This is a genomic window from Pseudarthrobacter sp. CC4, assembly GCF_048957775.1.
Classification (GTDB): domain Bacteria; phylum Actinomycetota; class Actinomycetes; order Actinomycetales; family Micrococcaceae; genus Arthrobacter.
This window is the reverse complement of record NZ_JARCCZ010000013.1, coordinates 32,479-53,965: the sequence shown is the minus strand read 5'-3', so window position 1 is coordinate 53,965 and position 21,487 is coordinate 32,479. Positions and strand designations below refer to the sequence as shown.

Annotated in this window: 19 protein-coding genes and 1 pseudogene; 7 read left to right on the top strand and 13 right to left on the bottom strand. The window is 68.4% G+C overall.

What is annotated here, in order from left to right; translation table 11 throughout:
- Positions 1–126: 126 nt before the first annotated feature.
- Positions 127–1,650, bottom strand: a pseudogene (locus tag PV768_RS10130) (ATP-dependent DNA ligase).
- Between the two features lie 78 nt (positions 1,651–1,728).
- Between PV768_RS10130 and PV768_RS10125 the strand changes: the two are divergent.
- Positions 1,729–2,331 carry a dihydrofolate reductase family protein gene (locus tag PV768_RS10125; RefSeq protein ID WP_421092955.1) on the top strand — a complete coding sequence of 201 codons (603 nt, stop codon included), beginning with the start codon at positions 1,729–1,731 and terminating at the stop codon, positions 2,329–2,331.
- A gap of 102 nt (positions 2,332–2,433) precedes the next feature.
- On the opposite strand, the gene groL is transcribed toward PV768_RS10125, so the two are convergent.
- Both groL and groES read right to left on the bottom strand, forming a co-directional pair.
- The gene (groL, locus tag PV768_RS10120; RefSeq protein WP_157241649.1) at positions 2,434–4,044 is read right to left on the bottom strand and encodes a chaperonin GroEL; all 1,611 of its coding nucleotides are present in this window, start codon (positions 4,042–4,044) and stop codon (positions 2,434–2,436) included.
- A gap of 77 nt (positions 4,045–4,121) precedes the next feature.
- Positions 4,122–4,415, bottom strand: coding sequence for a co-chaperone GroES (gene groES, locus PV768_RS10115; RefSeq protein WP_003805290.1), 294 nt, complete (start codon positions 4,413–4,415; stop codon positions 4,122–4,124).
- A 226-nt stretch (positions 4,416–4,641) separates the two neighbouring features.
- On the opposite strand from groES, the gene PV768_RS10110 reads away from it, so the two are divergent.
- Entirely contained in the window at positions 4,642–5,574 is a 933-nt protein-coding gene (locus PV768_RS10110) for a DMT family transporter (protein ID WP_370460645.1), read from the top strand.
- Here PV768_RS10110 and PV768_RS10105 read toward each other — a convergent pair.
- Positions 5,502–5,879: a hypothetical protein gene (locus PV768_RS10105; RefSeq protein WP_157241648.1), complete on the bottom strand. Its 378-nt coding sequence runs from the start codon at positions 5,877–5,879 to the stop codon at positions 5,502–5,504. The genes PV768_RS10110 and PV768_RS10105 overlap by 73 nt on opposite strands.
- 54 nt (positions 5,880–5,933) lie before the next feature.
- Here PV768_RS10105 and PV768_RS10100 point away from each other — a divergent pair, with 54 nt between their 5' ends.
- Positions 5,934–7,217 (top strand): THUMP-like domain-containing protein, encoded by a 1,284-nt coding sequence (locus tag PV768_RS10100; protein WP_421092954.1) that lies wholly within the window; start codon positions 5,934–5,936, stop codon positions 7,215–7,217.
- Here PV768_RS10100 and PV768_RS10095 read toward each other — a convergent pair.
- Together PV768_RS10095 and PV768_RS10090 are read right to left on the bottom strand one after the other, a co-directional pair.
- The gene (locus tag PV768_RS10095) at positions 7,201–7,998 is read right to left on the bottom strand and encodes a shikimate 5-dehydrogenase (protein WP_157243042.1); all 798 of its coding nucleotides are present in this window, start codon (positions 7,996–7,998) and stop codon (positions 7,201–7,203) included. The genes PV768_RS10100 and PV768_RS10095 overlap by 17 nt on opposite strands.
- Before the next feature lie 109 nt (positions 7,999–8,107).
- The gene (locus PV768_RS10090; protein ID WP_321216277.1) at positions 8,108–9,541 is read right to left on the bottom strand and encodes a glycoside hydrolase family 3 N-terminal domain-containing protein; all 1,434 of its coding nucleotides are present in this window, start codon (positions 9,539–9,541) and stop codon (positions 8,108–8,110) included.
- 377 nt (positions 9,542–9,918) lie between these two features.
- Here PV768_RS10090 and PV768_RS10085 point away from each other — a divergent pair, with 377 nt between their 5' ends.
- Positions 9,919–11,070, top strand: coding sequence for a glutamate--cysteine ligase (locus PV768_RS10085; RefSeq protein WP_321214035.1), 1,152 nt, complete (start codon positions 9,919–9,921; stop codon positions 11,068–11,070).
- 15 nt (positions 11,071–11,085) lie between these two features.
- Here PV768_RS10085 and tsaD read toward each other — a convergent pair whose 3' ends face one another.
- The 6 genes from tsaD to PV768_RS10055 are packed head-to-tail and all read right to left on the bottom strand — an operon-like array spanning position 11,086 to position 16,312.
- The gene (gene tsaD / locus PV768_RS10080; protein WP_421092953.1) at positions 11,086–12,189 is read right to left on the bottom strand and encodes a tRNA (adenosine(37)-N6)-threonylcarbamoyltransferase complex transferase subunit TsaD; all 1,104 of its coding nucleotides are present in this window, start codon (positions 12,187–12,189) and stop codon (positions 11,086–11,088) included.
- Positions 12,186–12,665: a ribosomal protein S18-alanine N-acetyltransferase gene (gene rimI, locus PV768_RS10075; protein WP_321216278.1), complete on the bottom strand. Its 480-nt coding sequence runs from the start codon at positions 12,663–12,665 to the stop codon at positions 12,186–12,188. Before rimI ends, tsaD begins: the two co-directional genes overlap by 4 nt.
- 44 nt (positions 12,666–12,709) lie before the next feature.
- Positions 12,710–13,381, bottom strand: a complete 672-nt coding sequence (gene tsaB, locus PV768_RS10070) for a tRNA (adenosine(37)-N6)-threonylcarbamoyltransferase complex dimerization subunit type 1 TsaB (RefSeq protein WP_157241645.1) — start codon at positions 13,379–13,381, stop codon at positions 12,710–12,712.
- Positions 13,381–13,962, bottom strand: a complete 582-nt coding sequence (gene tsaE / locus PV768_RS10065; protein ID WP_321214037.1) for a tRNA (adenosine(37)-N6)-threonylcarbamoyltransferase complex ATPase subunit type 1 TsaE — start codon at positions 13,960–13,962, stop codon at positions 13,381–13,383. The genes tsaB and tsaE overlap by 1 nt, the downstream gene beginning before the upstream one ends.
- On the bottom strand, positions 13,959–15,179 hold the full coding sequence (gene alr / locus PV768_RS10060) for an alanine racemase (RefSeq protein WP_323056651.1): 1,221 nt from the start codon (positions 15,177–15,179) through the stop codon (positions 13,959–13,961). Before alr ends, tsaE begins: the two co-directional genes overlap by 4 nt.
- A gap of 41 nt (positions 15,180–15,220) precedes the next feature.
- On the bottom strand, positions 15,221–16,312 hold the full coding sequence (locus tag PV768_RS10055; RefSeq protein WP_157241644.1) for a carbohydrate kinase family protein: 1,092 nt from the start codon (positions 16,310–16,312) through the stop codon (positions 15,221–15,223).
- 69 nt (positions 16,313–16,381) lie between these two features.
- Here PV768_RS10055 and PV768_RS10050 point away from each other — a divergent pair, with 69 nt between their 5' ends.
- The 3 genes from PV768_RS10050 (at position 16,382) to PV768_RS10040 (ending at position 20,863) form a co-directional block, all read left to right on the top strand.
- The gene (locus PV768_RS10050; RefSeq protein WP_421092952.1) at positions 16,382–17,803 is read left to right on the top strand and encodes a 6-phospho-beta-glucosidase; all 1,422 of its coding nucleotides are present in this window, start codon (positions 16,382–16,384) and stop codon (positions 17,801–17,803) included.
- 75 nt (positions 17,804–17,878) lie between these two features.
- A complete protein-coding gene (gene mshA, locus PV768_RS10045) occupies positions 17,879–19,144 on the top strand; it encodes a D-inositol-3-phosphate glycosyltransferase (RefSeq protein ID WP_157241642.1) in 1,266 nt (421 codons plus the stop codon).
- A gap of 42 nt (positions 19,145–19,186) precedes the next feature.
- On the top strand, positions 19,187–20,863 hold the full coding sequence (locus PV768_RS10040; protein WP_157243037.1) for a formate--tetrahydrofolate ligase: 1,677 nt from the start codon (positions 19,187–19,189) through the stop codon (positions 20,861–20,863).
- 44 nt (positions 20,864–20,907) lie between these two features.
- On the opposite strand, the gene PV768_RS10035 is transcribed toward PV768_RS10040, so the two are convergent.
- Positions 20,908–21,465, bottom strand: a complete 558-nt coding sequence (locus tag PV768_RS10035) for a DUF2306 domain-containing protein (protein WP_421092951.1) — start codon at positions 21,463–21,465, stop codon at positions 20,908–20,910.
- Positions 21,466–21,487: the final 22 nt, after the last annotated feature.

Genomic DNA, 21,487 nt, shown 5'->3' with positions numbered 1-21,487 from the left:
CGGACCTCCTTGGGCACCTGCCCGCCCCGCCGGCCTCGCCGCCACGGGCGCCGGACGCCCGGGACCTAAGCGTCACGCTACGCCCGGTGCACACCGGGCACAAGCGGCTGGAAGAGGCGGGTCCGGCTACGGCCGCAGCAGCCCCCGCAGGGTCTGGATGGTGTCCGCTTCCGCGGCCGGCTTGTCGTCCCTGTAGCGTTTTACGCGCGCGAACCTCAGCGCGATACCGCCTGGATAGCGGGACGACTACTGTACACCGTCGATGGCAATCTCGACCACCGTGACCGGCTCTACCCAGACGGTGCCCGCCGTGCGCCGCACCTCGAGTTCCTGGAACCGCCCGGTCTGCCAGCGCAGCAGCTCATCAGTGAGGCCTTTGAAGGTCTTGCCCACCATGACGAAGCCGCCGGGATCACCAAACTCACCCGTGGGGTCCAAGGCGCCAAGGTGCAGGTTGGACAGCAGCCCGGTGCGCCGGCCCGAGCCCCATTCGCAGGCGAGCACCACCAGGTCGTAAGTGAGCACCGGCTTCACCTTGATCCAGTTGGAGCCCCGGCGGCCGGCCGCGTAAGGGGACCCCACGGCCTTCACCACCACGCCCTCATGGCCGGCAGCGAGTGCATCGCGCGACACCCTTTCGGCAGCGGCCGGGTCCGCCGTGATCTCCCCGGGGATCCTGTGCCCGGGCACGATGCTTTCAAGCACGCCGATGCGTGTGGACAACGGTTCGTCCAGCAGGTCCCGCCCGTCAAGGTGCAGCACGTCGAAGAACCACGGATGCAGCAGCGTCTCGCGTGCAGCGTCCGCCCCGAACCGGGACATGGTTTCCTGGAACGGCCGGGGGCCGCCGTCCTCGTCCAGGGCGAGGGTCTCGCCGTCGAGGATCACGTCCCGCACCCCAAGTCCGCGCACCACCTCCACCACCTCAGGCAGCCTGTGGGTCACTTCCGCCAAGGTGCGTGTGTAGATGCGCACGTCGTCGCCGGTACGGTGCACCTGGATGCGTGCGCCGTCGAGCTTGTATTCCACGGACGCCTCCCCGGTGACCTCCAGCGCCGCGCCGACGCTGGCCGCGGTTGAGGCGAGCATGGGCTGCACGGGGCGTCCCACGACGAGTCCGACGGCGTCAAGCTCGGCAGGCGTTCCCGTGAGCGCCAGGACGGCGGTGTCGCCCAGGTCGCCGGAGAGCATGGCCGCCCGGCGCACGGCCTCGACCGGCCGGCCGGAGGCACGGGCAACCGCATCCGCCAGGACGCCCTCGAGCGCACCGGTCCGCAGTTCTCCCAGCAGCACGCCGGCGATGAATGCCTGCTCGCGTTCAGTGGCTGCCGCTGTGAGCGTCCTGAGGGTCGCAGCACGTTCTGCTGCCGATCCCGCGCCTGCTGTTGCGAGCAGCCGGTCCAACGCCGCATCGAGGTCTGCGACAGTAAGCCTGGGCTCGGCGGCCGGCTCCCCCATGGCCGCTGACATGCCGCGCCAGCCAATCCCTACCCGGCCCTGGCGCGGCCTGGCAGCCAGCAGGCCCACCGCCGTCGCGATCTCCGCGGGCTCGAGGCGGCGCAGCAGGTGGGCCAGTGCGTCCACCTTCGCCAGCCGGGACCGGGTGGACGCGACGGCATCCGAAGTACTCACGAGCTCGTCGAGCAGCATTGCCCCAGTCTGCCACGGCTGTTGTGCCGCGGGCGGCGGATGCTGGACAGGGCCGGAACTCCGTCCCAAAATGGGCTGGTGGGGATCATTATCGCCAACCTGTTCATCACCCTCGACGGCGTCTACCAGGCGCCCGGCGGCCGCGAGGAGGACACTGCGGGCGGCTTCGCCTTCGGCGGCTGGCAGGCGCCCGTGTCCGACGACGAGGCTGAAGCGGCCATCGAGGCTGAGATCAGCCAGATCGACGCCCTGCTTCTCGGCCGGAAAACCTACGACATTTTCGCTTCGTACTGGCCCCGCCAGTCCGGTGATATCGGGGGCACGCTCAACCGGGTGCCGAAGTACGTTGTCTCCGGCACCCTCACCTCTCCGGGCTGGGCGGGCACAAAAGTCCTGCCGGATGCCACGGCCGCGGGCCGGCTGCGGGAGGAATACGACCAGGTGCACATGTTCGGCAGCGGCGTCCTCATCCGTTCGCTGCTCGCGGCAAACGTACTGGACCGCCTCCACCTCTGGCTTTATCCGATAACCCTCGGGCAGGGCAAGCGCCTGTTCGACGCCGGGACCATCCCTGCGTCCTTCCGCCTCGCGGAGCCGGCACGCAGTTTCCCGAAGGGGGCGGTGTCGCTGGTCTACGAGCGCGCCGGCGACGTGGAAACGCAGGACATGCCGGGAGCGTAGAGCGGATGCCCTGAACGGACGGTCCCGGGGCAACAAAAAACCGGCCCAGCGGAGGCTGGACCGGTTTTTTGCGTTACACGGTTGCCCGTGCGCAGCTACTTGCTAGTGGCTGTGTCCCGCGTGCTCGTCTTCCTCGGCAGGCTTCTCGACAACCAGGGTCTCGGTGGTGAGAACCAGGGCAGCGATGGAAGCCGCGTTGCGGAGGGCCGCGCGGGTGACCTTGACGGGGTCGATGACACCGGCAGCGATCAGGTCCTCGTACTCGCCCGACTTGGCGTTGAAGCCGTTGTTGGTTTCGAGCTCGGCAACCTTGGCGGTGATGACGTAGCCGTCGAAGCCGGCGTTCTGGGCAATCCAGCGCAGCGGCTGGACCAGCGCGCGGCGGACAATGCCCACGGCAGCGGCGGCGTCGCCTTCGAGTGCCTTGACGGCCGGGTCCTCATCCAGTGCCTTCAAGGCGTGGATCAGGGCCGAGCCACCGCCGGCCACGATGCCTTCTTCCAGGGCAGCTCGGGTGGAGGAAACAGCATCCTCGATGCGGTGCTTCTTCTCCTTGAGCTCAACCTCGGTGGCTGCGCCAACCTTGATGACACCGATGCCGCCGGCCAGCTTGGCCAGGCGTTCCTGGAGCTTTTCACGGTCCCAGTCGGAATCGGTGCGGGTCAGCTCGGCGCGGAGCTGGGCCACGCGTGCTGCCACGTCTTCGGCCGAGCCTGCGCCGTCAACGATGGTGGTGTTGTCCTTGGTGACGGTGATGCGGCGGGCGGTGCCCAGCACCTCAAGGCCGACGGTGTCCAGGCTGAGGCCCAGTTCCGGGGACACAACCTGCGCACCGGTGAGGGTGGCGATGTCCTGCAGCATGGCCTTGCGGCGGTCACCGAAGCCGGGAGCCTTGACGGCGACGACGTTCAGGGTGCCGCGGATGCGGTTGACGATCAGCGTGGACAGGGCCTCGCCCTCAACGTCTTCGGCAATGATGAACAGCGGCTTGGAAGCCTGCAGCGCCTTTTCCAGCAGCGGCAGGAATTCCTGGATGCTGGAGATCTTGCCCTGGTTGATCAGGATCAGGGCGTCCTCGAGGACTGCTTCCTGGCGTTCCGCGTCCGTGACGAAGTACGGGGACAGGTAGCCCTTGTCGAACTGCATGCCCTCGGTCAGGACCAGTTCGGTCTGCGTGGTGGAGGACTCCTCGATGGTGATCACACCATCCTTGCCCACCTTGCCGAATGCCTCGGCGAGGAGCTCGCCGATCTCGTCGCTCTGGGCGGAGATGGCTGCAACGTTGGCCACCTGGGTGCCTTCAACGGGGCGGGCGTTCTCCAGCAGGCGGGCGGCGACGGCCTCAACGGCAACCTCGATGCCCCGCTTGATCTGGCCGGGAGCTGCGCCTGCAGCCACGTTGCGCAGGCCTTCCTTGACCAGGGCCTGCGCCAGGACGGTTGCCGTGGTGGTGCCGTCACCGGCAACATCGTTGGTCTTGGTTGCGACTTCCTTGGCCAGCTGCGCGCCAAGGTTCTCGTAGGGGTCGTCCAGTTCCACTTCGCGGGCGATGGTGACGCCGTCGTTCGTGATGGTGGGAGCGCCCCACTTCTTGTCCAGGACGACGTTGCGGCCGCGGGGGCCGAGCGTCACCTTGACGGTGTTGGCGAGCTTATCGATGCCGGCTTCAAGAGACCGGCGGGCAGCGTCGTTAAACGCAAGCTGCTTTGCCATGGTTTTGTCCTTTCAAGACAGAACCCCGCGCAGCCGACCAGCAGAATGCATGACCAGCGGCACGGGGATCCGGAGAGTTACTTTACGACGATCGCCAGGACGTCGCGGGCGGACAGCACGAGGTACTCGGTGCCGCCGGTCTTGACTTCGGTTCCGCCGTACTTGGAGTAGATAACGACGTCGCCAACGGCTACGTCGACAGGAACGCGGTTGCCGTCCTCAAAGCGGCCGGGGCCTACTGCAACAACTTCGCCTTCCTGCGGCTTCTCCTGTGCGGAGTCCGGGATGACCAGGCCGGAAGCCGTGGTCTGCTCGGCTTCGAGCGGGCGGACAACAATACGATCCTCAAGAGGCTTAATAGAGACCGACACTCGGACCTCTCCTTCTTCGTCAGCAAATTCGTGGACTGGAAAGCTTTCCGCCCTGGCTGGCAAACCGTCGTCGCGGTGCCGGCAGCAGCCAGGCTGGCAGCTCTTCATGTGTTAGCACCCTCCTAGGGAGAGTGCTAATGATGACTCTATGTAAGGCTTAGCACTCGGTCAAGGCGAGTGCCAGCGTTTCGTCATGGGCGGACACCAATCCATGTACATTTGACCGGTGCGAGCAGCCCTGTACCTGACCCTTGCCACCCTCTTCTGGGCGGGTAACTTCGTTGTAGGCCAGGCCGCCATGGAAACCATGCAGCCGCTCCAGCTGACCTTCTGGCGCTGGGCCCTGGCTGCCGTGCCGCTGCTGGCCCTGGCACAGGCGGTGGACCGGCCGGACTGGCGCGCTGTCCTGCGCCGCTGGCCGATGCTCCTGCTCCTGAGCTGCCTTGGGATGAGCGCCTATACCCTGCTGCTCTACAGTGCGCTGGGGCACACCTCTGCCCTGAACGCCTCCCTGGTGACGGCTGCGAACCCGGCCCTGATCATGGTCCTGGCCGCCATCCTGCTTCGGGACAGGCCGGGTCCCCTGAGCTGGGTGGGCGTTGCCCTGGGCCTGGCAGGCGTCCTGCTGGTCCTCACCGGAGGCAACCTGCAGCGGCTGCTGACTTTCTCGATTGATGCCGGCGAATTGCTGATCGTGGCCGCCATCACCGTCTGGGGCTTCTATACGATCATCGCCCGCAGGCTCTCCGTCCCGGCGATTACGTCCACCGCGGTGCAGGTGGCCATGGCGGCGATTGTCCTGGTTCCCTTTGCGGTGGCCACCGGGGCAGGGCTGCCGGCCACCGCCTCGGAGGGCTGGTCGCTGGCCTACATTGCCCTGTTCCCCTCCTTGGGTTCCTACCTGCTCTGGAACCTTGCACTCAAGCGCACCTCGGCTGCCAATGCCGGAAACTACCTGAACCTCATTGCCGTCTTCACCGCGATCATCACGGTGGCCCTTGGCCAGCCCATCACGGTCCCGCAGGTCCTGGGCGGCGTCCTGGTCATTTCCGGGGTCCTGCTCACCAGCGCGGGCGGCAGGCCACCTCAGCGGCCCAGGTCGTCGAAGTCGACGTCCTCTCCGCCGTCGGCCCCGCCTGCGGAGTTCCGCCCCCGGTAGAGGAGGAAGGCAGAAACCAGGGCGGTCAACAGCGACGCGGCAAGGAAGACGACGCTGCCGGCCCGGGCTCCGTCGTACAGCCCCCGGATATCCCGGGCCTCCTGGGTGTCGTCCTTGATGTCGTTGCCGCCCACCGAATAGACGGTGGCGTTGAAGGTGTCCAGGAAGAAGATGATCACCAGGAGCGCCAGGCACACCACCGCCACCACGGAACCTGCGATCAGTGCCGGCCGGGCGAACCTCGCCGGGCCGCCGTCCCCGGGTTGGTGCTGACGGGGCTGCTGCGGACCTGCACTCTGGTTCATGGCTTCAACACTATCGGCATAGCGGCGGCCCGCTCCTCCACTAGGCTGGAACCCATGGCTCACGCTCCCCAGGACCAGATTGCACCGCTGCTCACCCCTGAAGGCTGGGAGCTCCTGGCGTCCCTGGGCCCCTACCAGGAAGAGAAGTCCTTCGAGCTGAACTCGGCCCTCCGCAAGGCCGGCCACTCCCCCGAACTGGTTTCCGCCGTCCTGACCCAGTCCCGGCTCCGCACCAAGGCCGCGGCGAAGTTCGGTGAGTTCGCCCGCAGCATGCTGTTCACCCAGGCAGGGCTGGAACAGGCAACCCGGCTGAACGTCGCCGCCCGCCATGCCCAGAGGTTCGCCGAGGCCGGAGTCCGCCACGTGGCGGACCTGGGCTGCGGCCTGGCCGCGGACTCGCTGGCGCTGGCTTCCATGGACATCAACGTCACCGCTGTGGAGATGGACGAGACGACGGCGGCCTGCGCCACGGTGAACCTCATTCCGTTCCCCAACGCCACCGTGGTCCACGCAGACGCCACGGCGGTGCCGCTGGACGGGATCGACGGCGTCTGGCTGGATCCCGCGCGCCGGGTTACTTCGACGTCGGGCACCAAGCGGATCTGGGACCCTGAAGCCTTTTCGCCGCCCTTGTCCTTCGTTGAGGGCCTGGCCGCGTCCGGCCTGGCCGTCGGGGTCAAGATGGGCCCGGGCATGCCGCACGAGTCCGTTCCGGCCGGCTGTGAGGCACAGTGGGTTTCGGTGGCGGGCGACGTCACCGAGGTTGCGCTGTGGTTCAACGCAGTGCGCCGGCCCGGAGTCCGCCGGGCCGCTCTGGTGCTCGGCGCCCGGGGCGCGGCGGAGCTGACCAGCGGAGAAGACTTCGGCGCCGGTCCTGCCGCTCCGGTGGGGCCGGTGGGGGGCTACCTCTACGAACCGGACGGCGCGGTGATCCGGGCCGGTCTGGTGGCCGACGTCGCGCTGCAGCTTGGCGGACACCTGGTGGATGAGCACATCGCCTATGTGTGCGCACCGGAGCTGGTGGATACACCGTTCGCGCGCGCCTACAAGGTCCTGGACGTGATGCCCTACAACGTCAAGGCGCTCAAGGCCTGGGTGAAGGCAGAGGGCATCGGGGTGCTGGACATCAAAAAGCGCGGCACCGCCGTCACTCCCGAGGAGCTCCGCAGGCAGCTCCTGCCAGGGGGGAAGAGCGCAGCCGGAAAGAACTCCGGCAAGAAGGCCGGGACCAAAACAGCCACCCTGGTCCTGACCCGTATCGGGGAGGACCGGGTGGCCATCGTGGTGGAGCCGGTGCCGGGCACTGCCCGCGAAGAAACGGCTACTGCGCGCGCATGAACTCTTCCGCCGCGCGCACCTGCCCGGCAGTGGGCCGGATGCCGGTGTACAGCACGAACTGCTCCAGGGCCTGGATGGTTGCCACTTCCGCACCGGTAATCACGGGTTTCCCCGCCGCCCGCGCAGCCTTGACCAGCGGCGTCTCGGCGGGCAGCGCAACCACGTCGAACACCACTTTGGCGGCGTCGATGGCTTCCTGCGGGAAGGCCAGGGCACCTGCCTCGGATCCGCCCGCCATGCCAATCGGCGTCACGTTGATGATCAGGTCGGCGGTCCCGCCGTCGAGTTCGGCGCGCCACTGGAACCCGTACTGTTCTGCGAGCGCCCGGCCCGTGGTTTCGTTCCGTGCAATGACCGTGACGTCGGTAAAGCCGGCGTCCCGAAGCGCGGCGACAGTGGCCTTGGCCATCCCGCCCGCGCCCTGGACCAGGACGGAATAGCCCGTAGGCACCTTGTTGGCGGCCAGAAGCTGTTCGATTGCCGTGTAGTCGGTGTTGTAGGCCTTGAGGTGCCCGTCCGTGTTCACGATGGTGTTCACTGAATCAATGGCCTTGGCCGAGGGGTCCATCTCGTCGACGAGGGCGATGACGTCCTCCTTGTACGGCATGGAGATGGCGCAGCCGCGGATGCCCAGCCCCCGGACCCCGGCGATGGCCTGTTCAAGGTTGGTGGGGGCGAAGGCCTTGTAGATCCAGTTGAGGTCCAGCTGCTCATACAGGTGGTTGTGGAACCGGGTCCCGTTGTTGCTGGGCCGGGCCGAGAGCGAGATGCAAAGGGTCATGTCTTTATTCAGAATGGGCACCCCACCATTTAACCCGCTCCCGCCCAACTAGGTAGCGCTAAGTGTCGTTTTGAGCCCCCAAAACGACACTTAGCGCTACCTAGTTGGGTTAGGGGCAGCCGGTGCCGGCCGGGAAGCTCCCGACGGCGGCGGGCAGCTTCCCGGGGGCGGGCGCCTTCCCTGCCAGGACGGCGGCCAGGGCGTCGAAGGCACCGTCGGTGCGGCCATAGAGGGCTATCTTCACCGGAGCGGGCGAGTCCTGCAGCGGCCAGGGCGCATCGAGCGCGACGGCGATGTCCCCTTCCACCCCGCGCCCGCCGTAGCCGATGAGGCTCACCAGCGGCCCGGAGCCCACGGACAGTCCGGCCCGGGCGGCAGCGGCCTCAAACCGGGCCCTGTCCCCCGGCCCGCCGCCGGCCACCCGCACCGCTCCGGGCACCAGGGGTCCGCTGCACGGTCCGGAGAGCACGGTGACGGCGGAGGCGGAAACCCGGGCTGAGAGGGCTCCCCCGCTTCCCGCCGGCGCACCGTTCGCCGCAGCGGTCCTGCCGTGCCACGCCATCATCGTTGCCACCCGCCGGGCGGCCTCGTCCAGGCGCTCAGCCGGCAGGGCGCCGGAGGCGACGGCCTGGACGATGGCCGCATGCGCCTGCCCCACGTCGGCCGGCATCAGCAGGAGGTCAGCTCCGGCGGCAAGGGCCATCACGGCGGCGGTTCCGCCGGGGTACTGCTTGGCCACGGCGCCCATGTTCAGGGCGTCCGTCACCGCCACCCCGTTGAAGCCCAGGCCCCGCAGTGCGGCATACGTGGGTCCGGAGAGCGACGCCGGCACGCCGGGTTGCAGCGCCGGGACGGCGATGTGCCCTGTCATCACCATGGGCGAACCGGCGGCGATGGCGGCCCCGAACGGTTTCCAGTCGCGGCCGCCGAGGTCCGCAACGGCCGCGGGCTGCACGGGGAGGCTGACATGGGAATCAACGGCCACCGAACCGTGTCCCGGGAAGTGCTTGACCGCAGGCAGGACGCCCGCCGCGAGCATCCCCTGGGAGAATGCCACGCCGAGCGAAGCGGCAGCGCCCGGGTCCGAGGACATGGACCGGGCACCGATGGTGGGATCCTTCGGGCCGATGGTGACGTCCGTATCGGGAGCGAAGTCCACGTTGAACCCCAGCGGCACCAGCTCCGCAGCCAGACCTTGCCCGGCCTCCTTGGCCAGTGGCACGCTCCCGGCGGCCCCGTAGCTCATGGGCGTGGGCCATTCCGTCAGGGGTGGCCCCAGCCTGGCAACCTGGCCGCCTTCCTGGTCCACCGCGATGATCCCGGGCCAGGGCCGGCCGCCGGCGGCTGCAGCCTGGGCCAGCCGCTGGTTGACGGCGGCCATGCCGGACACGTCCAGCCTGCCCTGGGGGTCGAGCGGAACGTTGTCGCCCATGATGATGGACCCGGCAAGGTGCAGGCGCTCGATGGCGGCAGCGTGGGCCTCCACCTCCTTGCCCTTGAAGGACGGAAGGAGGACCTGCCCGGCTTTCTCCTCGGTGGTCATCGCCGCCACCGCCGCGGCGGCCTTGTCCTGGTCGCGCTGCCGGGGCCCCCAGCCCAGTGGCCGGGCACCCGGATCAGGTGGCGGGGAGGAGGTGGCGGGCGCCGTCGTCGTACTCGGCGATGCGGCGGGCGGGGCTGGCGCAGAAGGGGCCGACGACGGGACGGGGCCGGGTGCGGCCGTACAGGACGCCAGGGCTACTGCGGCGGAGGCTGCCGCCAGGAGGGGGAAGGTTTTGTTAGGACTCTCACGCAGGTGTTGGAACAAGGCCATCAATACGATGCTACCCCTGCACTAGACTTGAACCATCCGTTCGCCTGCCGGCAACAGCCTGTCAGTGACGGCGTGAGCCAGCGGCAAACAGGACAGTTAGGAAATGCGTGAAGATCGATTTCGCCCCCTCAAGGCAGTCAACGCTGGGAGTTGAGTGGGAACTCGCGCTGGTGGACGGCAGGACAGGCGAACTCGCGTCCGTAGCCAATGAGGTGCTTCGCGGCGTTTCTTCACGACACCCGGAACTCAATGATGACGACGAGCATCCCCACATCAAGCAGGAACTGCTCCTGAACACGGTTGAACTGGTGACCGGCATCTGCGAGACCGCCGCTGAAGCCAAGGAGGACCTCAGCCGTTCCCTGGCCGCCGTCCGCGAAATCACCGATCCCATGGGCGTGGAACTCTTTTGTGCCGGAAGCCACCCGTTCAGCCCGCCGCAGCTGCAGCCGGTGACGGACAAGGCCCGTTATGCCAAGCTGATCGACCGCACCCAGTGGTGGGGCCGGCAGATGGTCATCTACGGCGTGCACGTCCACGTCGGCCTGGACCGCCGCGACAAGGCGCTGCCCGTGCTGGACGGCCTGGTCAACTACTTCCCGCATTTCCAGGCGCTCTCCGCATCAAGCCCGTTCTGGGGCGGCGAGGACACCGGCTACGCTTCACAGCGGGCGCTGATGTTCCAGCAGCTCCCCACCGCCGGCCTGCCCTTCCAGTTCAAGTCCTGGGAGGAGTACGAGTCCTACGTGCAGGACATGTTCACCACCGGCGTGATCGACACCCTCTCGGAGATCCGCTGGGACATCCGGCCGGTGCCCAACCTGGGCACCATTGAGATGCGCATCTGCGACGGCCTGGCCACGCTGGAGGAAGTGGGCGCCATCGCGGCCCTCACCCAGTGCCTGGTGGACGAGTTCTCCACGATCCTGGACAACGGCGGCACCATCCCCACCATGCCGCCCTGGCACATCCAGGAAAACAAGTGGCGCGCAGCCCGCTACGGCATGGACGCCATTATCATCCTGGACGCCGCGGGCCACGAGCAGCTGGTCACCGAGCACCTGCTGGAGACCCTGAACCGGCTTGAGCCCGTGGCCGCCAAGCTGGGCTGCCCGGACGAGCTGGCCGACGTCGAAAAGATCATCCGCCGCGGTGCCGGCTACCAGCGCCAGCGCCGCGTGGCCGCCGAACACGGCGGAGACCTCCGGGCCGTGGTCCTGGACCTGGTCAACCAGATGCGCAACGGCCCCACCGCTTAGGCCCCTTCCGGCGGTTTACGCCGGGAGGGACACCGAGGTGACCGGCATGGACGAGTCCGGGGCGAAGCGGAGGCCGCTGGGTTCCACGCCCGCCATCACCAGCTGCGCGCCCAGTGCCGCCACCATGGCGCCGTTGTCCGTGCAGAGGTCCAGCGGCGGCACGTGCAGCCTGATCCCGGCGGAGGCGCAGCGCTGGCCCGTGAGCTCGCGCAGCCTTGAGTTGGCCGCTACGCCGCCGCCCAGGAGCACGTCCTTGATGCCGTGTTCACGGCAGGCCAGGACGGCCTTGGAAGAGATGATGTCCACCACGGCCTCCTGGAAGGCGGCCGCAATGTCAGCCACCGGAATCTCCTCGCCGCGCGCCTCGAACTGCTCCACGCAGCGGGCCACCGCCGTCTTGAGGCCGCTGAAGGACCAGTCATAGCGGTGCGGGCCGGGCTCCTCGGCCGTGCCCATGTACTTGGGCTGGCTGAGGCCGCGGGGAAACCGGATGGACTTCGGGTTGCCGGTGCGGGCCACCTTGTCGATGGCCGGTCCGCCCGGATAGCCGAGGCCCAGGATGCGGGCCACCTTGTCGTAGGCTTCGCCGGCGGCATCGTCGATGGTGGAGCCGAGGAGCACCACGTCGTCGGTAATGCTGTTGATTTTCAGGATTTCAGTGTGGCCGCCGGAGACCAGCAGGGCGCCGAGGTTCTCGGGCAGCTGCGGGGTACCAGGGGCCGTTCCGGCCGGGGCGCCCCCGTCCAGCAGTCCCACACCCACGTGGGCCACCAGGTGGTTGATGGCGTACAGGGGCTTGCCGGTTGCCACCGACAGCGCCTTGGCCGCGCACACCCCCACCATGAGGGCTCCGGCCAGGCCAGGACCGGACGTGACGGCGATGGCGTCCACCTCGTCGAGGGTCACGCCGGCGTCGGAAAGCGCCTGTTCCAGGGTGGGAACGAAGGCATCCAGGTGGGCCCGGGAGGCGATCTCGGGAATGACACCGCCAAACCGGACGTGCTCGTCCATGGAGGAGGACACGGTGTTGGTGAGCAGCGTTGTGCCGCGGACCACGCCGACGCCGGTCTCGTCGCAGGACGATTCGATGCCCAGCACCAGTGGCTGCGAGCGGTTCATGGCCGGCGTCCTTCCGTGGGATTCGCGTCTTCAGTGCCTGTTCCCGGGGTTCCGGTGAGCTGGAGGCGCATGATGAGGGCGTCGGTGCCGTCGCGGTAATACCGGGGGCGGACGTGGATCTGTTCGAAGCCGAAGCGGACATACAGCTGCTGGGCCCGCGGGTTGTCCGCCCGGACCTCCAGCAGGACGTCCGCCGCCCGCCTGCGCCGGGCTTCGTCGATGAGGCTGGTGAGCAGCGCGGTGCCGATGCCCCGGCCCTCATACTCAGGGACGACGGCGATGGTCTGGACGTCCGCGATGGGCTCAATGCACATCAGGCCGGCGTAGCCCACGATGCCGTCGCTGCCTTGCGCCACCAGGTAGCGGCGGGTTTCCGGCTGGGACAGTTCGTCGAGGAACATCTGCAGGGGCCAGGCATCGACCGGGAAGAGCCGCTGTTCCAGGGCACTGACGGCGGGGATGTCGTCCAGGGTCATGTCGCGGACGGTGACGTCCTGGCTGCGGGAGCCGGGCGTGGCGTTCACAGGGCCCTCTTCCTTGGTCCGGGGACTTGGGCGTCGGATTCCCGAAGGTACAGCGGCGTGGAGTCGGGAAGTCCGTTGCCGGCCGCCAGCCTGGCCAGCGCGAACTGCCCCAGGTACAGGGCGTCCGGCTGTTCCTCCGCGAAGTCGGGGTGGACTTTCAGTACGTCCGCGTACAGGCCGGCTCCGGCACCGAAAGCGGGCAGGTCGGGCAGGTCGGCGGCGAAGCTGACATGCGGGCCGTCTTCCAGGACTGGAAGCTGGCCTTCCGTGAGGCTGTAGCGAGCCCAGTAGACCTCTTTGCGGCGCGCGTCGGTTGCCACGAGGAACTCGCTCACCGCCGCCGAGGATTCCGCCACTTCCAGGGCCACGGCATCCAGGCTCATCAGCCCGTGGAGGGGCTTGCCCCAGACAAAGGCCAGGGTCCTCGCGGTGGCGATTCCGGACCGCAGCCCGGTGAAAGGCCCGGGACCCACCCCCACAACCAGGGCGTCGATGTCGTTTCCGGTAACGCCGGCGTCGGCGAGCATCCCTGCGATCCCGGGGGCAAGGACCTCGGCGTGGCTGCGGGTGTCCTCTGTGGAGAAGCTGGCGAGCACTCCTTCCGGCACATGGTCTGAAACCAGGGCGGCGCTGGCTACGGCGGAGGTGTCAATGGCGAGGATCAGCATCAGCGGACGCCTTCCTTCGCGGCGCCGAGCGCCGGGGCTTCAGGCCAGCGGGGACCGTACCCGCGCATGACGATGGTGCGGGGCTCGTCCGCGTCTTCCGTGTCGAAGTCCAGGCCGGCCGAGGGCAGGCCAGTGCCGAGCCCGATGGCCCGGTGCAGGTCGATCTCCAGCCTGCTTTCGCTGAGGTGTTCCACCCGCTCCTTGCCCCACTCCACCACCGTGACGGAGGAGTCCATGGTGTTTTCAAGGTCGATGTCGTCAATCTCGGCTGCTGATCCCAGCCGGTAGGCATCCACATGGACCAGGTCCGGGCCGCCGGGCCGTGGTCCCGCCGGCAGGTTGGGGTGGATGCGGACCAGGACGAACGTTGGGGAAATGATGCCCTCGCGGACGCCCAGCCCCTCTCCCAGCCCCTGGGTGAAGGTGGTCTTCCCGGCACCCAGCTCGCCGCTCAGCACCAGCAGGTCCCCGGCCTCCAGGACCGCAGCAAGGCGGACGGCGAGCGCATGGGTCTGCTCCGCCGTCGTCGCGGTGAAAGTCTGTTCCCAGTTGGGCAGGGCAGCCTCGCCATTGGTGCTCACGGGAGCTTCTCCTGGCTGGACACGGAGCCCGGGTCCTCTTCGTTGACGAAGCAGCGCGGCACCCTGGGGCTGATCCTGGTGACGATCTCATAGTTGATGGTGCCGGCCGCCCGCGCCCAGTCATCGGCGGTGGGGCCGCCGTCCGCGCCGTCGCCGAACAGTTCCGCCTCCGCGCCCAGCAGGTCCGCGCTGGCGGGGCCGTCGTCGCCCATGTCAATGACCATCTGGTCCATCGCAATCCGGCCCACCACGGGATAGGTCGTGCCTGCCACCCGGACCGGGCCGCCGGTAGCGACGCGCGGGACGCCGTCGGCATAACCCATCGGGATCAGGCCCAGCGTGCTGGGGCCGCTGGTGTGGTAGCGGAGGCCGTAGGAGACGCCCTGCCCGTCCGGCACGTCCTTGCACTGTGACACCAGGGTCCGCAGGGTCATGGCCGGACGCAGCCCCAGCTCGGCTGAGCTCTGCCCGCTGAACGGCGAGAGGCCGTAGATGCCAAGGCCCACCCGGACCAGGTCAAAGTGGGTGTCGGGCCGGGAGAGCGTGGCAGGGGTATTGGCGAGGTGCCGGACCTCCGGGTCCACCCCGGCGTCCTCGGCAACGGCAAGGACCTCCCGGAATGTGGCCAGCTGCTGGTCTGTTTCGGGGCGCTCGGGCTCATCGGCAACCGCAAGGTGGGAGAAGATTCCCACTACGCGCAGCAGGCCCTGGTCCTGGTACTCCATGGCCTCGCCCACCAGCTGGTCCCAGGTGTCCAGGGCGGCTCCGTTCCGTCCCAGTCCGGTGTCCACTTTCAGGTGGATGCGGGCGGGGCGCTCCTGCTCCCGGGCCGCGGCCACGATGCTTTCCAGCTCCCAGCCCGAGCAGCCAATGTCGACGCCGGCCGCCACGGCAGCACCGAAGTTGCTTTCCGTGGTGTGCAGCCAGGCGAGCAGCGGCGCGTCGATACCGGCAGCGCGCAGCGCCAGGGCCTCGGAAATGTGGGCCACGCCCAACCAGGCGGCGCCTGCCTCCAGGGCTGCCCGCGCCACCGGGACCGCACCGTGCCCGTACGCATCAGCCTTGACCACGGCCATGACTTTCGCGGGGGAGGCGGCGGCGGCCAGGCGCCGGACGTTGTGCCGGATCGCGTCGAGGTCGATCACGGCCGACCGTTCATAGCGGGGGCCGGGCCCCGGGGCAGCGCTGAATTCTCCGGTTGTTGCGGGGTAAGTCACCCTAGTGATTCTAGTGCTGGCGCTTCAGGCCGAATAATCCGTCAGGCGTCCGAGAGGTGGGCGATGGTTGCCGAAGCCCGGCGCTGGGCGGCGAGCGGGACGTCCTGGATGATGTCGGCGAGGAAGCCGAAGCGCCTCAGCCATTGGCTTGTCTGGCGCTCGGGACGGGCGTTGGCGCGCTTCCACCAGTCGGCGATATCTCCCCAGCCGGGGGCGGCCAGCGATCCGCCCACCTCCTGCACCGCCAGCGAGGCGCAGAGGTTGGCAAAACGCAGCCTGTTGCCCAGCGGCCAGCCAGCGAGGCTGCCAACGATGAACGCGGCGTCGAAGCAGTCCCCCGCGCCGGTGGGATCGTAGGCCTTGACCGGAAGCGACGGCACCCATTCCTCCTCCCCCGTTTCGGAGTCCACGGCCATGGCACCCTGGGCACCGAGCGTCACCACGGCCACCGGGACCCGGTCCGCCAGCGCATAGAGGGCTGTCCAGGGATCGTCCTTCCCGGTGAAGGCCATGGCCTCGCGCTGGTTGGGCAGGAAGGCATGGAAGTACTGCAGGTTGTCCAGCCGGGCGGGCGCCCATTCTCCGCTCGGGTCCCAGCCGACGTCGCCGAACAGCTTGACCCCCGCGTGGTGGGCTGCCTTGGCCCACGGCTCGATCTCCCTGCCCACTTCCGCGATGCCTGCGAGCGCAGGAGGGGGGTCCCCGATCAGCTCGGAGGAGGTGATGGGCGCGGCGTGGCCGTGGGTCACCATCGACCGGTCCTTCTCCACGCAGAGGGAGACGGTGACGGGTGAGTGCCAGCCGGGCACTTTCTGCGACAGCGAGAGGTCCACGTGCTCCTGGCCGGAGAGAATCTTCCAGTTGAAGTCCCCGTAGCCGTCGTCGCCGAACGCGGCGGCCAGTCCTGTCTTCAGTCCCAGCCGTGCCGCGGCGATGGCCTGGTTGGCAACCCCGCCGGGGCAGCTGCCCATGCCGTCGCTCCAGATTTCGGTGCCGGGCTCCGGCGCGTGCGGAAGGCCCGTGAAAATGATGTCCTGGAAAACTGTTCCGGCCAGCAGCACGTCGAATCCGGGAGTGGAGGGCGGGCGGACAGCTTCCAGGGGGTCGAAGGGGCGGGCTGGGATCGCGTCCATGTCCGCACACTACGCCCTGGCGCGGACATCCGGTAGGGGCCTGCCGGGCGCGGGCCTAGACTGCTGATTATGCGGCTTCTTATTGCCGGCGGCGGGGGTTTCCGGGTGCCGCTGATATACCGGGCGCTGGCCTCCGGCCGCTTTGCGGGGATGGTCAGCGACCTTGTGCTGTACGACGTCGACCCCGCCCGCCTCGAGGCTGTCACCGCTGTTCTTCGCAGCATGCCGGGAGGACCCGGTGCACGCCTTCCCGTCCATTCCACCACCGACCTTCCCGAGGCGCTGGACGGTGCCGGGATGGTGTTCGCCGCGATCCGGCCCGGCGGGACGGCAGGACGGGTGGCGGACGAAAAGGTGGCCCAGGACCTTGGCCTGCTGGGGCAGGAAACGACGGGCGCGGGCGGGATTTCCTACGCCCTGCGGACCATCCCGCACATGCTTCGACTGGCCCGGCTGATGAGGGAGCATTGCCCGGATGCCTGGCTGATCAACTTCACCAATCCAGCGGGCATGGTCACGGAGGCGCTGTTCCCTGAGCTGGGCCGGAAGGTGATCGGCATCTGCGACTCCGCAGGGGCCCTGGTGCAGCGGGCCGCACGGGCGGCCGGCGCGGCGCTTCCGGAAGGACGGCTCGACGGCGTGGGCTACTACGGGCTCAACCACCTGGGCTGGCTGTACCGGCTGGAGTCCGCCGGGCTGGATGTGCTGCCGGAGCTGCTCCGGGACCCGCGGGCGCTGGGCTCGTTCGAGGAAGGCCGGCTGTTCCCGCAGCCGTTCCTGGCCGGGCTTGGCGCCCTGCCCAACGAGTACCTCTATTACTACTACCGGCAGGACGCCGCGCGGACGGCGATGCGCGCCATGGCCCGGACCCGCGGAGAAACCATCCACAGCCAGCAGCAGGAGCTTTATCCACGGCTGGCCGCGGCTGGCGCCGACGCCTTCCGGCTGTGGGAAGAGGCGCGCCGGTCCCGCGAGGAGGGCTACCTGGCCGAGGCCCGCCATGAGGGCGGGCAGCGGGACGAGGCCGACCTGGCGGGCGGCGGCTACGAGCGGGTGGCCCTTGCCGCAATGCACGCCCTGTCCGGAGGAGGCGGCACACAGCTGATCCTCAACACCCGCAACTCCCTCTCCCGCCCAGCGGAGACAAGCACGCCTGAGCCGGCCACCGCAGGCCCGGCCGCCCTTGAACCGGCGATTCCCGGGCTGCCGGCGGACGCCGTCGTCGAAGTTCCCTGCACGGTGACGGCCGACGGCGCGCTGCCGCTGGCCCAGCAGGCTCCCCCGGAGCCGCAACTGGCACTCCTCCGGCGGGTCAAGGAGGTGGAGCGGCTGACGGTGCGGGCGGCCACGGCCGGTGACCGGGACGCGGCCCTGGACGCGTTCACGCGCCATCCGCTGGTGGATTCCCGGGAGCTGGCCGGGCAGCTGCTGGCGGGTTATGAGCGGGAGTTCCCCGAGCTCCGGGACCTGTGGCGCCGTGGCGGGCGTTAAGGGAGGAGTAGTGTTTTATCGGATGCGCACACTACCGGCGCTGCCAGGACACGCCGGTGGCCGGAAGGAGGTCCCATGGCACTGATCCGCAGGGTCGCTTTGCTCTCCCTCCATACCTCCCCCATGGAGCAGCCGGGCTCCGGCGACGCCGGCGGAATGAACGTCTACATCCGCGAACTCGCATCCGCGCTGGCCGAAGCAGGCGTTGAGGTGGAGATCTTCACCCGGTCCACCTCGGCCAACCAGCCCGCCGTCGAGCACCCGGATCCCGGCGTCTGCGTCCATAACGTCCTGGCCGGGCCCCTGAAGAAGATTCCCAAGGAAGAGCTTCCTGGCCTCCTGCACAGCATGGTTGCCGAGATCGAGCAGATCCGCCGCCGCCAGCCGCACGGGCGCTACGACGTGATCCATTCGCACTACTGGGTCTCCGGAATCGCGGGGCTGGAGCTGTCCGGACTCTGGGGCGTGCCGCTGGTCCACACCATGCACACCATGGCCAAGGTCAAGAACCTGCTCCTGGAATCGGGTGAGCAGCCGGAGCCGCGGCGGCGGGAGCTGGGCGAGCACCGGATCGTGGACGGGGCGGCCCGGCTGATTGCCAATACCAGTGCCGAGGCCGCTGAACTCGTTTCGCATTACGGCGCCACGTACGACCGGATCGACATCGCCCCGCCCGGCGTGGACCTCAGCACCTTCACGCCTGCCTTCCGGGCACGGTCCCGGGCAGAACGGGGTATCCGTCCCGGGACGTTCCACCTTGTTTTCGCCGGCCGCATCCAGCGGCTGAAGGGGCCCCAGGTCCTGGTCAAGGCCGCCGCGCTGCTCCGGCGGCGCCGCCCGGACATCGACCTCCAGGTCACCATCCTTGGCTCGCTGAGCGGTAACAAGGAATTCAACCTCCGCCGCCTGGTCTCCGAGGCGGACATGGACGACGTCGTCACGCAGCTTCCGCCGGTCACGGCGCCGGAACTTGCGGCGTGGTTCAGGGCGGCGGACGTAGTGGTGATGCCTTCCTTCAGCGAGTCCTTCGGGCTGGTGGCGCTCGAAGCGCAGGCCTGCGGCACGCCGGTGGTGGCCACGCGGGTGGGCGGGCTGTCGCGGGCGATCTTCCACGGCAGGACCGGGCTGCTGGTGGACGGTCACCACGCCGCCGACTGGGCTGATGCGCTTGAGGCCCTTTATGACGATCCCGCCACCCGCGAGGACATGGGGCGGGCAGCCGCCATCCGCGCCCAGAACTCCGGATGGGCCCGCACCGCCGCCATCACGCTCGAAAGCTACCACGCCGCCGTCGACCGTTACTCGGGGAGCAGGCTGGTGCAGGCCTTTCCGGCCTCCTGACCACCCCTACACCCCACCGGACCCGCCAAGCAAAGGACAATGATGCCTTCCACCCCAAGTGACCTGGAGATCGCCAGGACGGCACGGATCCGGCCCATCGAGGAAATCGCAGCGGCGGCCGGCATCAACGCTGACGCCCTGGAACAGTACGGGCGCTACAAAGCGAAGATCGACCCCGCGCGGCTGCAGGCTCCGGCCCCGGCAGGGAAGGTGGTGCTGGTCTCCGCGATGTCCCCCACCCCCGCCGGCGAGGGGAAGTCCACCACCACGGTGGGGCTTGCCGATTCCCTTGCCCGGGCCGGCCACAAGGTAATGATCGCCCTGCGCGAGCCCTCCCTGGGCCCGGTGCTGGGCATGAAGGGCGGAGCCACCGGCGGCGGCTACTCCCAGGTGCTGCCGATGGACGAAATCAACCTCCACTTCACTGGGGATTTCCATGCCGTCACGGCCGCCAACAATGCCCTGATGGCCCTGGTGGACAACCACATCTACCAGGGCAACCAGCTCAACATCGACCCCCGGCGCATGACGTTCAAGCGGGTGCTGGACATGAACGACCGCGCACTGCGGGAGGTGGTCATAGGTTTGGGCGGGCCCACGCAGGGCGTCCCGCGCCAGGACGGTTTCGACATCACCGTGGCGTCGGAGATCATGGCGGTCTTCTGCCTGGCCACGGACCTGGCCGACCTCCGGTCCCGGCTGGGCCGGATCACGTTCGGTTACACCTTTGACCGGTCGCCCGTGACCGTGGCGGATCTCGGCGTGCAGGGGGCGCTGACGCTGCTGCTGAAGGAAGCCGTCAAGCCCAACCTCGTGCAGACCATCGCCGGTACCCCCGCCCTGGTCCACGGCGGCCCGTTCGCCAACATTGCCCACGGCTGCAATTCGCTCATTGCCACCCAGACGGCCCGGCGGCTGGCGGACATTGTGGTCACGGAGGCGGGCTTCGGCGCCGACCTTGGTGCCGAGAAGTTCATGGACATCAAGGCACGGACCGGTGGCCTGGCCCCCTCGGCGGTGGTGGTGGTGGCAACGGTGCGGGCCCTGAAGATGCAGGGCGGAGTGGCCAAGGACCAGCTCACCGCACCGAACCTCGCCGCCCTCGAGGCGGGAATGGCCAACCTGCACCGGCACGTGCGGAACGTGGAGAAATTTGGGGTTCCGCCCGTGGTGGCCATCAACAGGTTCGCCTCCGACTCGGCCGAGGAACTCGACTGGCTGCTGGCGTGGTGCGCGGCGGAAGGAGTGCCGGCCGCCGTCGCCGATGTGTGGGGACGCGGCGGCGGAGGTGACGGCGGGGATGAACTTGCGGCGCTCGTGGCGAAGACGGTGGCGGGGCCAAACAATTTCCGGCACCTGTACGCGCTGGGGCTGCCGGTGGAGGACAAGATCCGGACCATCGCCCAGGAAATCTACGGGGCGGACGGGGTGGACTTCTCCGTACCGGCCCTGAAACGGCTGGCCGATATCGAGCGGAACGGCTGGGGCGGCCTCCCCGTATGCATGGCCAAGACCCAGTATTCGTTCACGGACGACGCCTCACGCCTGGGCGCCCCCAAGGGATTCACCATCCACGTCAGGGACCTCCTGCCCAAGACCGGTGCAGGGTTCATTGTGGCGCTGACCGGAGCGGTGATGACCATGCCCGGGCTGCCCGCTGCCCCGGCCGCGATGCGGATGGACGTGGACGGCGACGGCAACCCCGTGGGCCTCGCCTAGCCGCACCCTCTCTCACTTAATGTGCGCTTTTAAGGCACCCTCTCTCACTTGATGCGGGCTTTCCACAGACGCTCTCTCACTTCCGACGAGTCAGGGACCCGTGCGGCCGACGCTTGTGGGGTCACAACGGTCCGTGACGGCCCGCCCATCCGGTCTCCGCGCTTCAGCGAAACGAAGATCGCCACCGTAGTCAGCACCACAAGCCCGCAGACGAACGCCACGGAAATGGGGTCCTCGCTGACCAACTTCGGAATCGCCCGCCCGGGCACTGTGACGGCAAAGATAAACGCCACCGCGATTCCGATATAGCTGCCGATCATGTTTCCCCTGTGCGATGCGATGTTGCCGCGAACGGCACTGACCAGGCCCAGAGTAACGGTCACGATGGTGAAGGCCGACAGCCCGTGCAGCCAGCTGAAATGCCCGTCGGACACAATCCAGAAACTGCTGAAGCAGACGTAGTACATGGCAGCCACCCATAAGTAGCCCATGGTGCGGTGGATGCGGTCTCGCCGTGGGCGCAGTATCTGCAGGGGCCCGATGGCCAGAACAAAAAGGGCGGCAACCACGTGGCTGGCAAGTAGGACATTCCAAGGCTCCATAGGCTTAGGATAGAGCCACTAT

Bases quoted from the DNA above. Each gene is read 5' to 3' on its own strand.
- groL (WP_157241649.1), bottom strand. From the start codon at position 4,044: ATGGCAAAGCAGCTTGCGTTTAACGACGCTGCCCGCCGGTCTCTTGAA.
- PV768_RS10105 (WP_157241648.1), bottom strand. From the start codon at position 5,879: ATGAACCAGAGTGCAGGTCCGCAGCAGCCCCGTCAGCACCAACCCGGG.
- PV768_RS10100 (WP_421092954.1), top strand. From the start codon at position 5,934: ATGGCTCACGCTCCCCAGGACCAGATTGCACCGCTGCTCACCCCTGAA.
- PV768_RS10095 (WP_157243042.1), bottom strand. From the start codon at position 7,998: ATGACCCTTTGCATCTCGCTCTCGGCCCGGCCCAGCAACAACGGGACC.
- PV768_RS10090 (WP_321216277.1), bottom strand. From the start codon at position 9,541: ATGACCACCGAGGAGAAAGCCGGGCAGGTCCTCCTTCCGTCCTTCAAG.
- tsaD (WP_421092953.1), bottom strand. From the start codon at position 12,189: ATGAACCGCTCGCAGCCACTGGTGCTGGGCATCGAATCGTCCTGCGAC.
- rimI (WP_321216278.1), bottom strand. From the start codon at position 12,665: ATGACCCTGGACGACATCCCCGCCGTCAGTGCCCTGGAACAGCGGCTC.
- tsaB (WP_157241645.1), bottom strand. From the start codon at position 13,381: ATGCTGATCCTCGCCATTGACACCTCCGCCGTAGCCAGCGCCGCCCTG.
- PV768_RS10055 (WP_157241644.1), bottom strand. From the start codon at position 16,312: ATGGACGCGATCCCAGCCCGCCCCTTCGACCCCCTGGAAGCTGTCCGC.
- PV768_RS10050 (WP_421092952.1), top strand. From the start codon at position 16,382: ATGCGGCTTCTTATTGCCGGCGGCGGGGGTTTCCGGGTGCCGCTGATA.
- mshA (WP_157241642.1), top strand. From the start codon at position 17,879: ATGGCACTGATCCGCAGGGTCGCTTTGCTCTCCCTCCATACCTCCCCC.
- PV768_RS10040 (WP_157243037.1), top strand. From the start codon at position 19,187: ATGCCTTCCACCCCAAGTGACCTGGAGATCGCCAGGACGGCACGGATC.
- PV768_RS10035 (WP_421092951.1), bottom strand. From the start codon at position 21,465: ATGGAGCCTTGGAATGTCCTACTTGCCAGCCACGTGGTTGCCGCCCTT.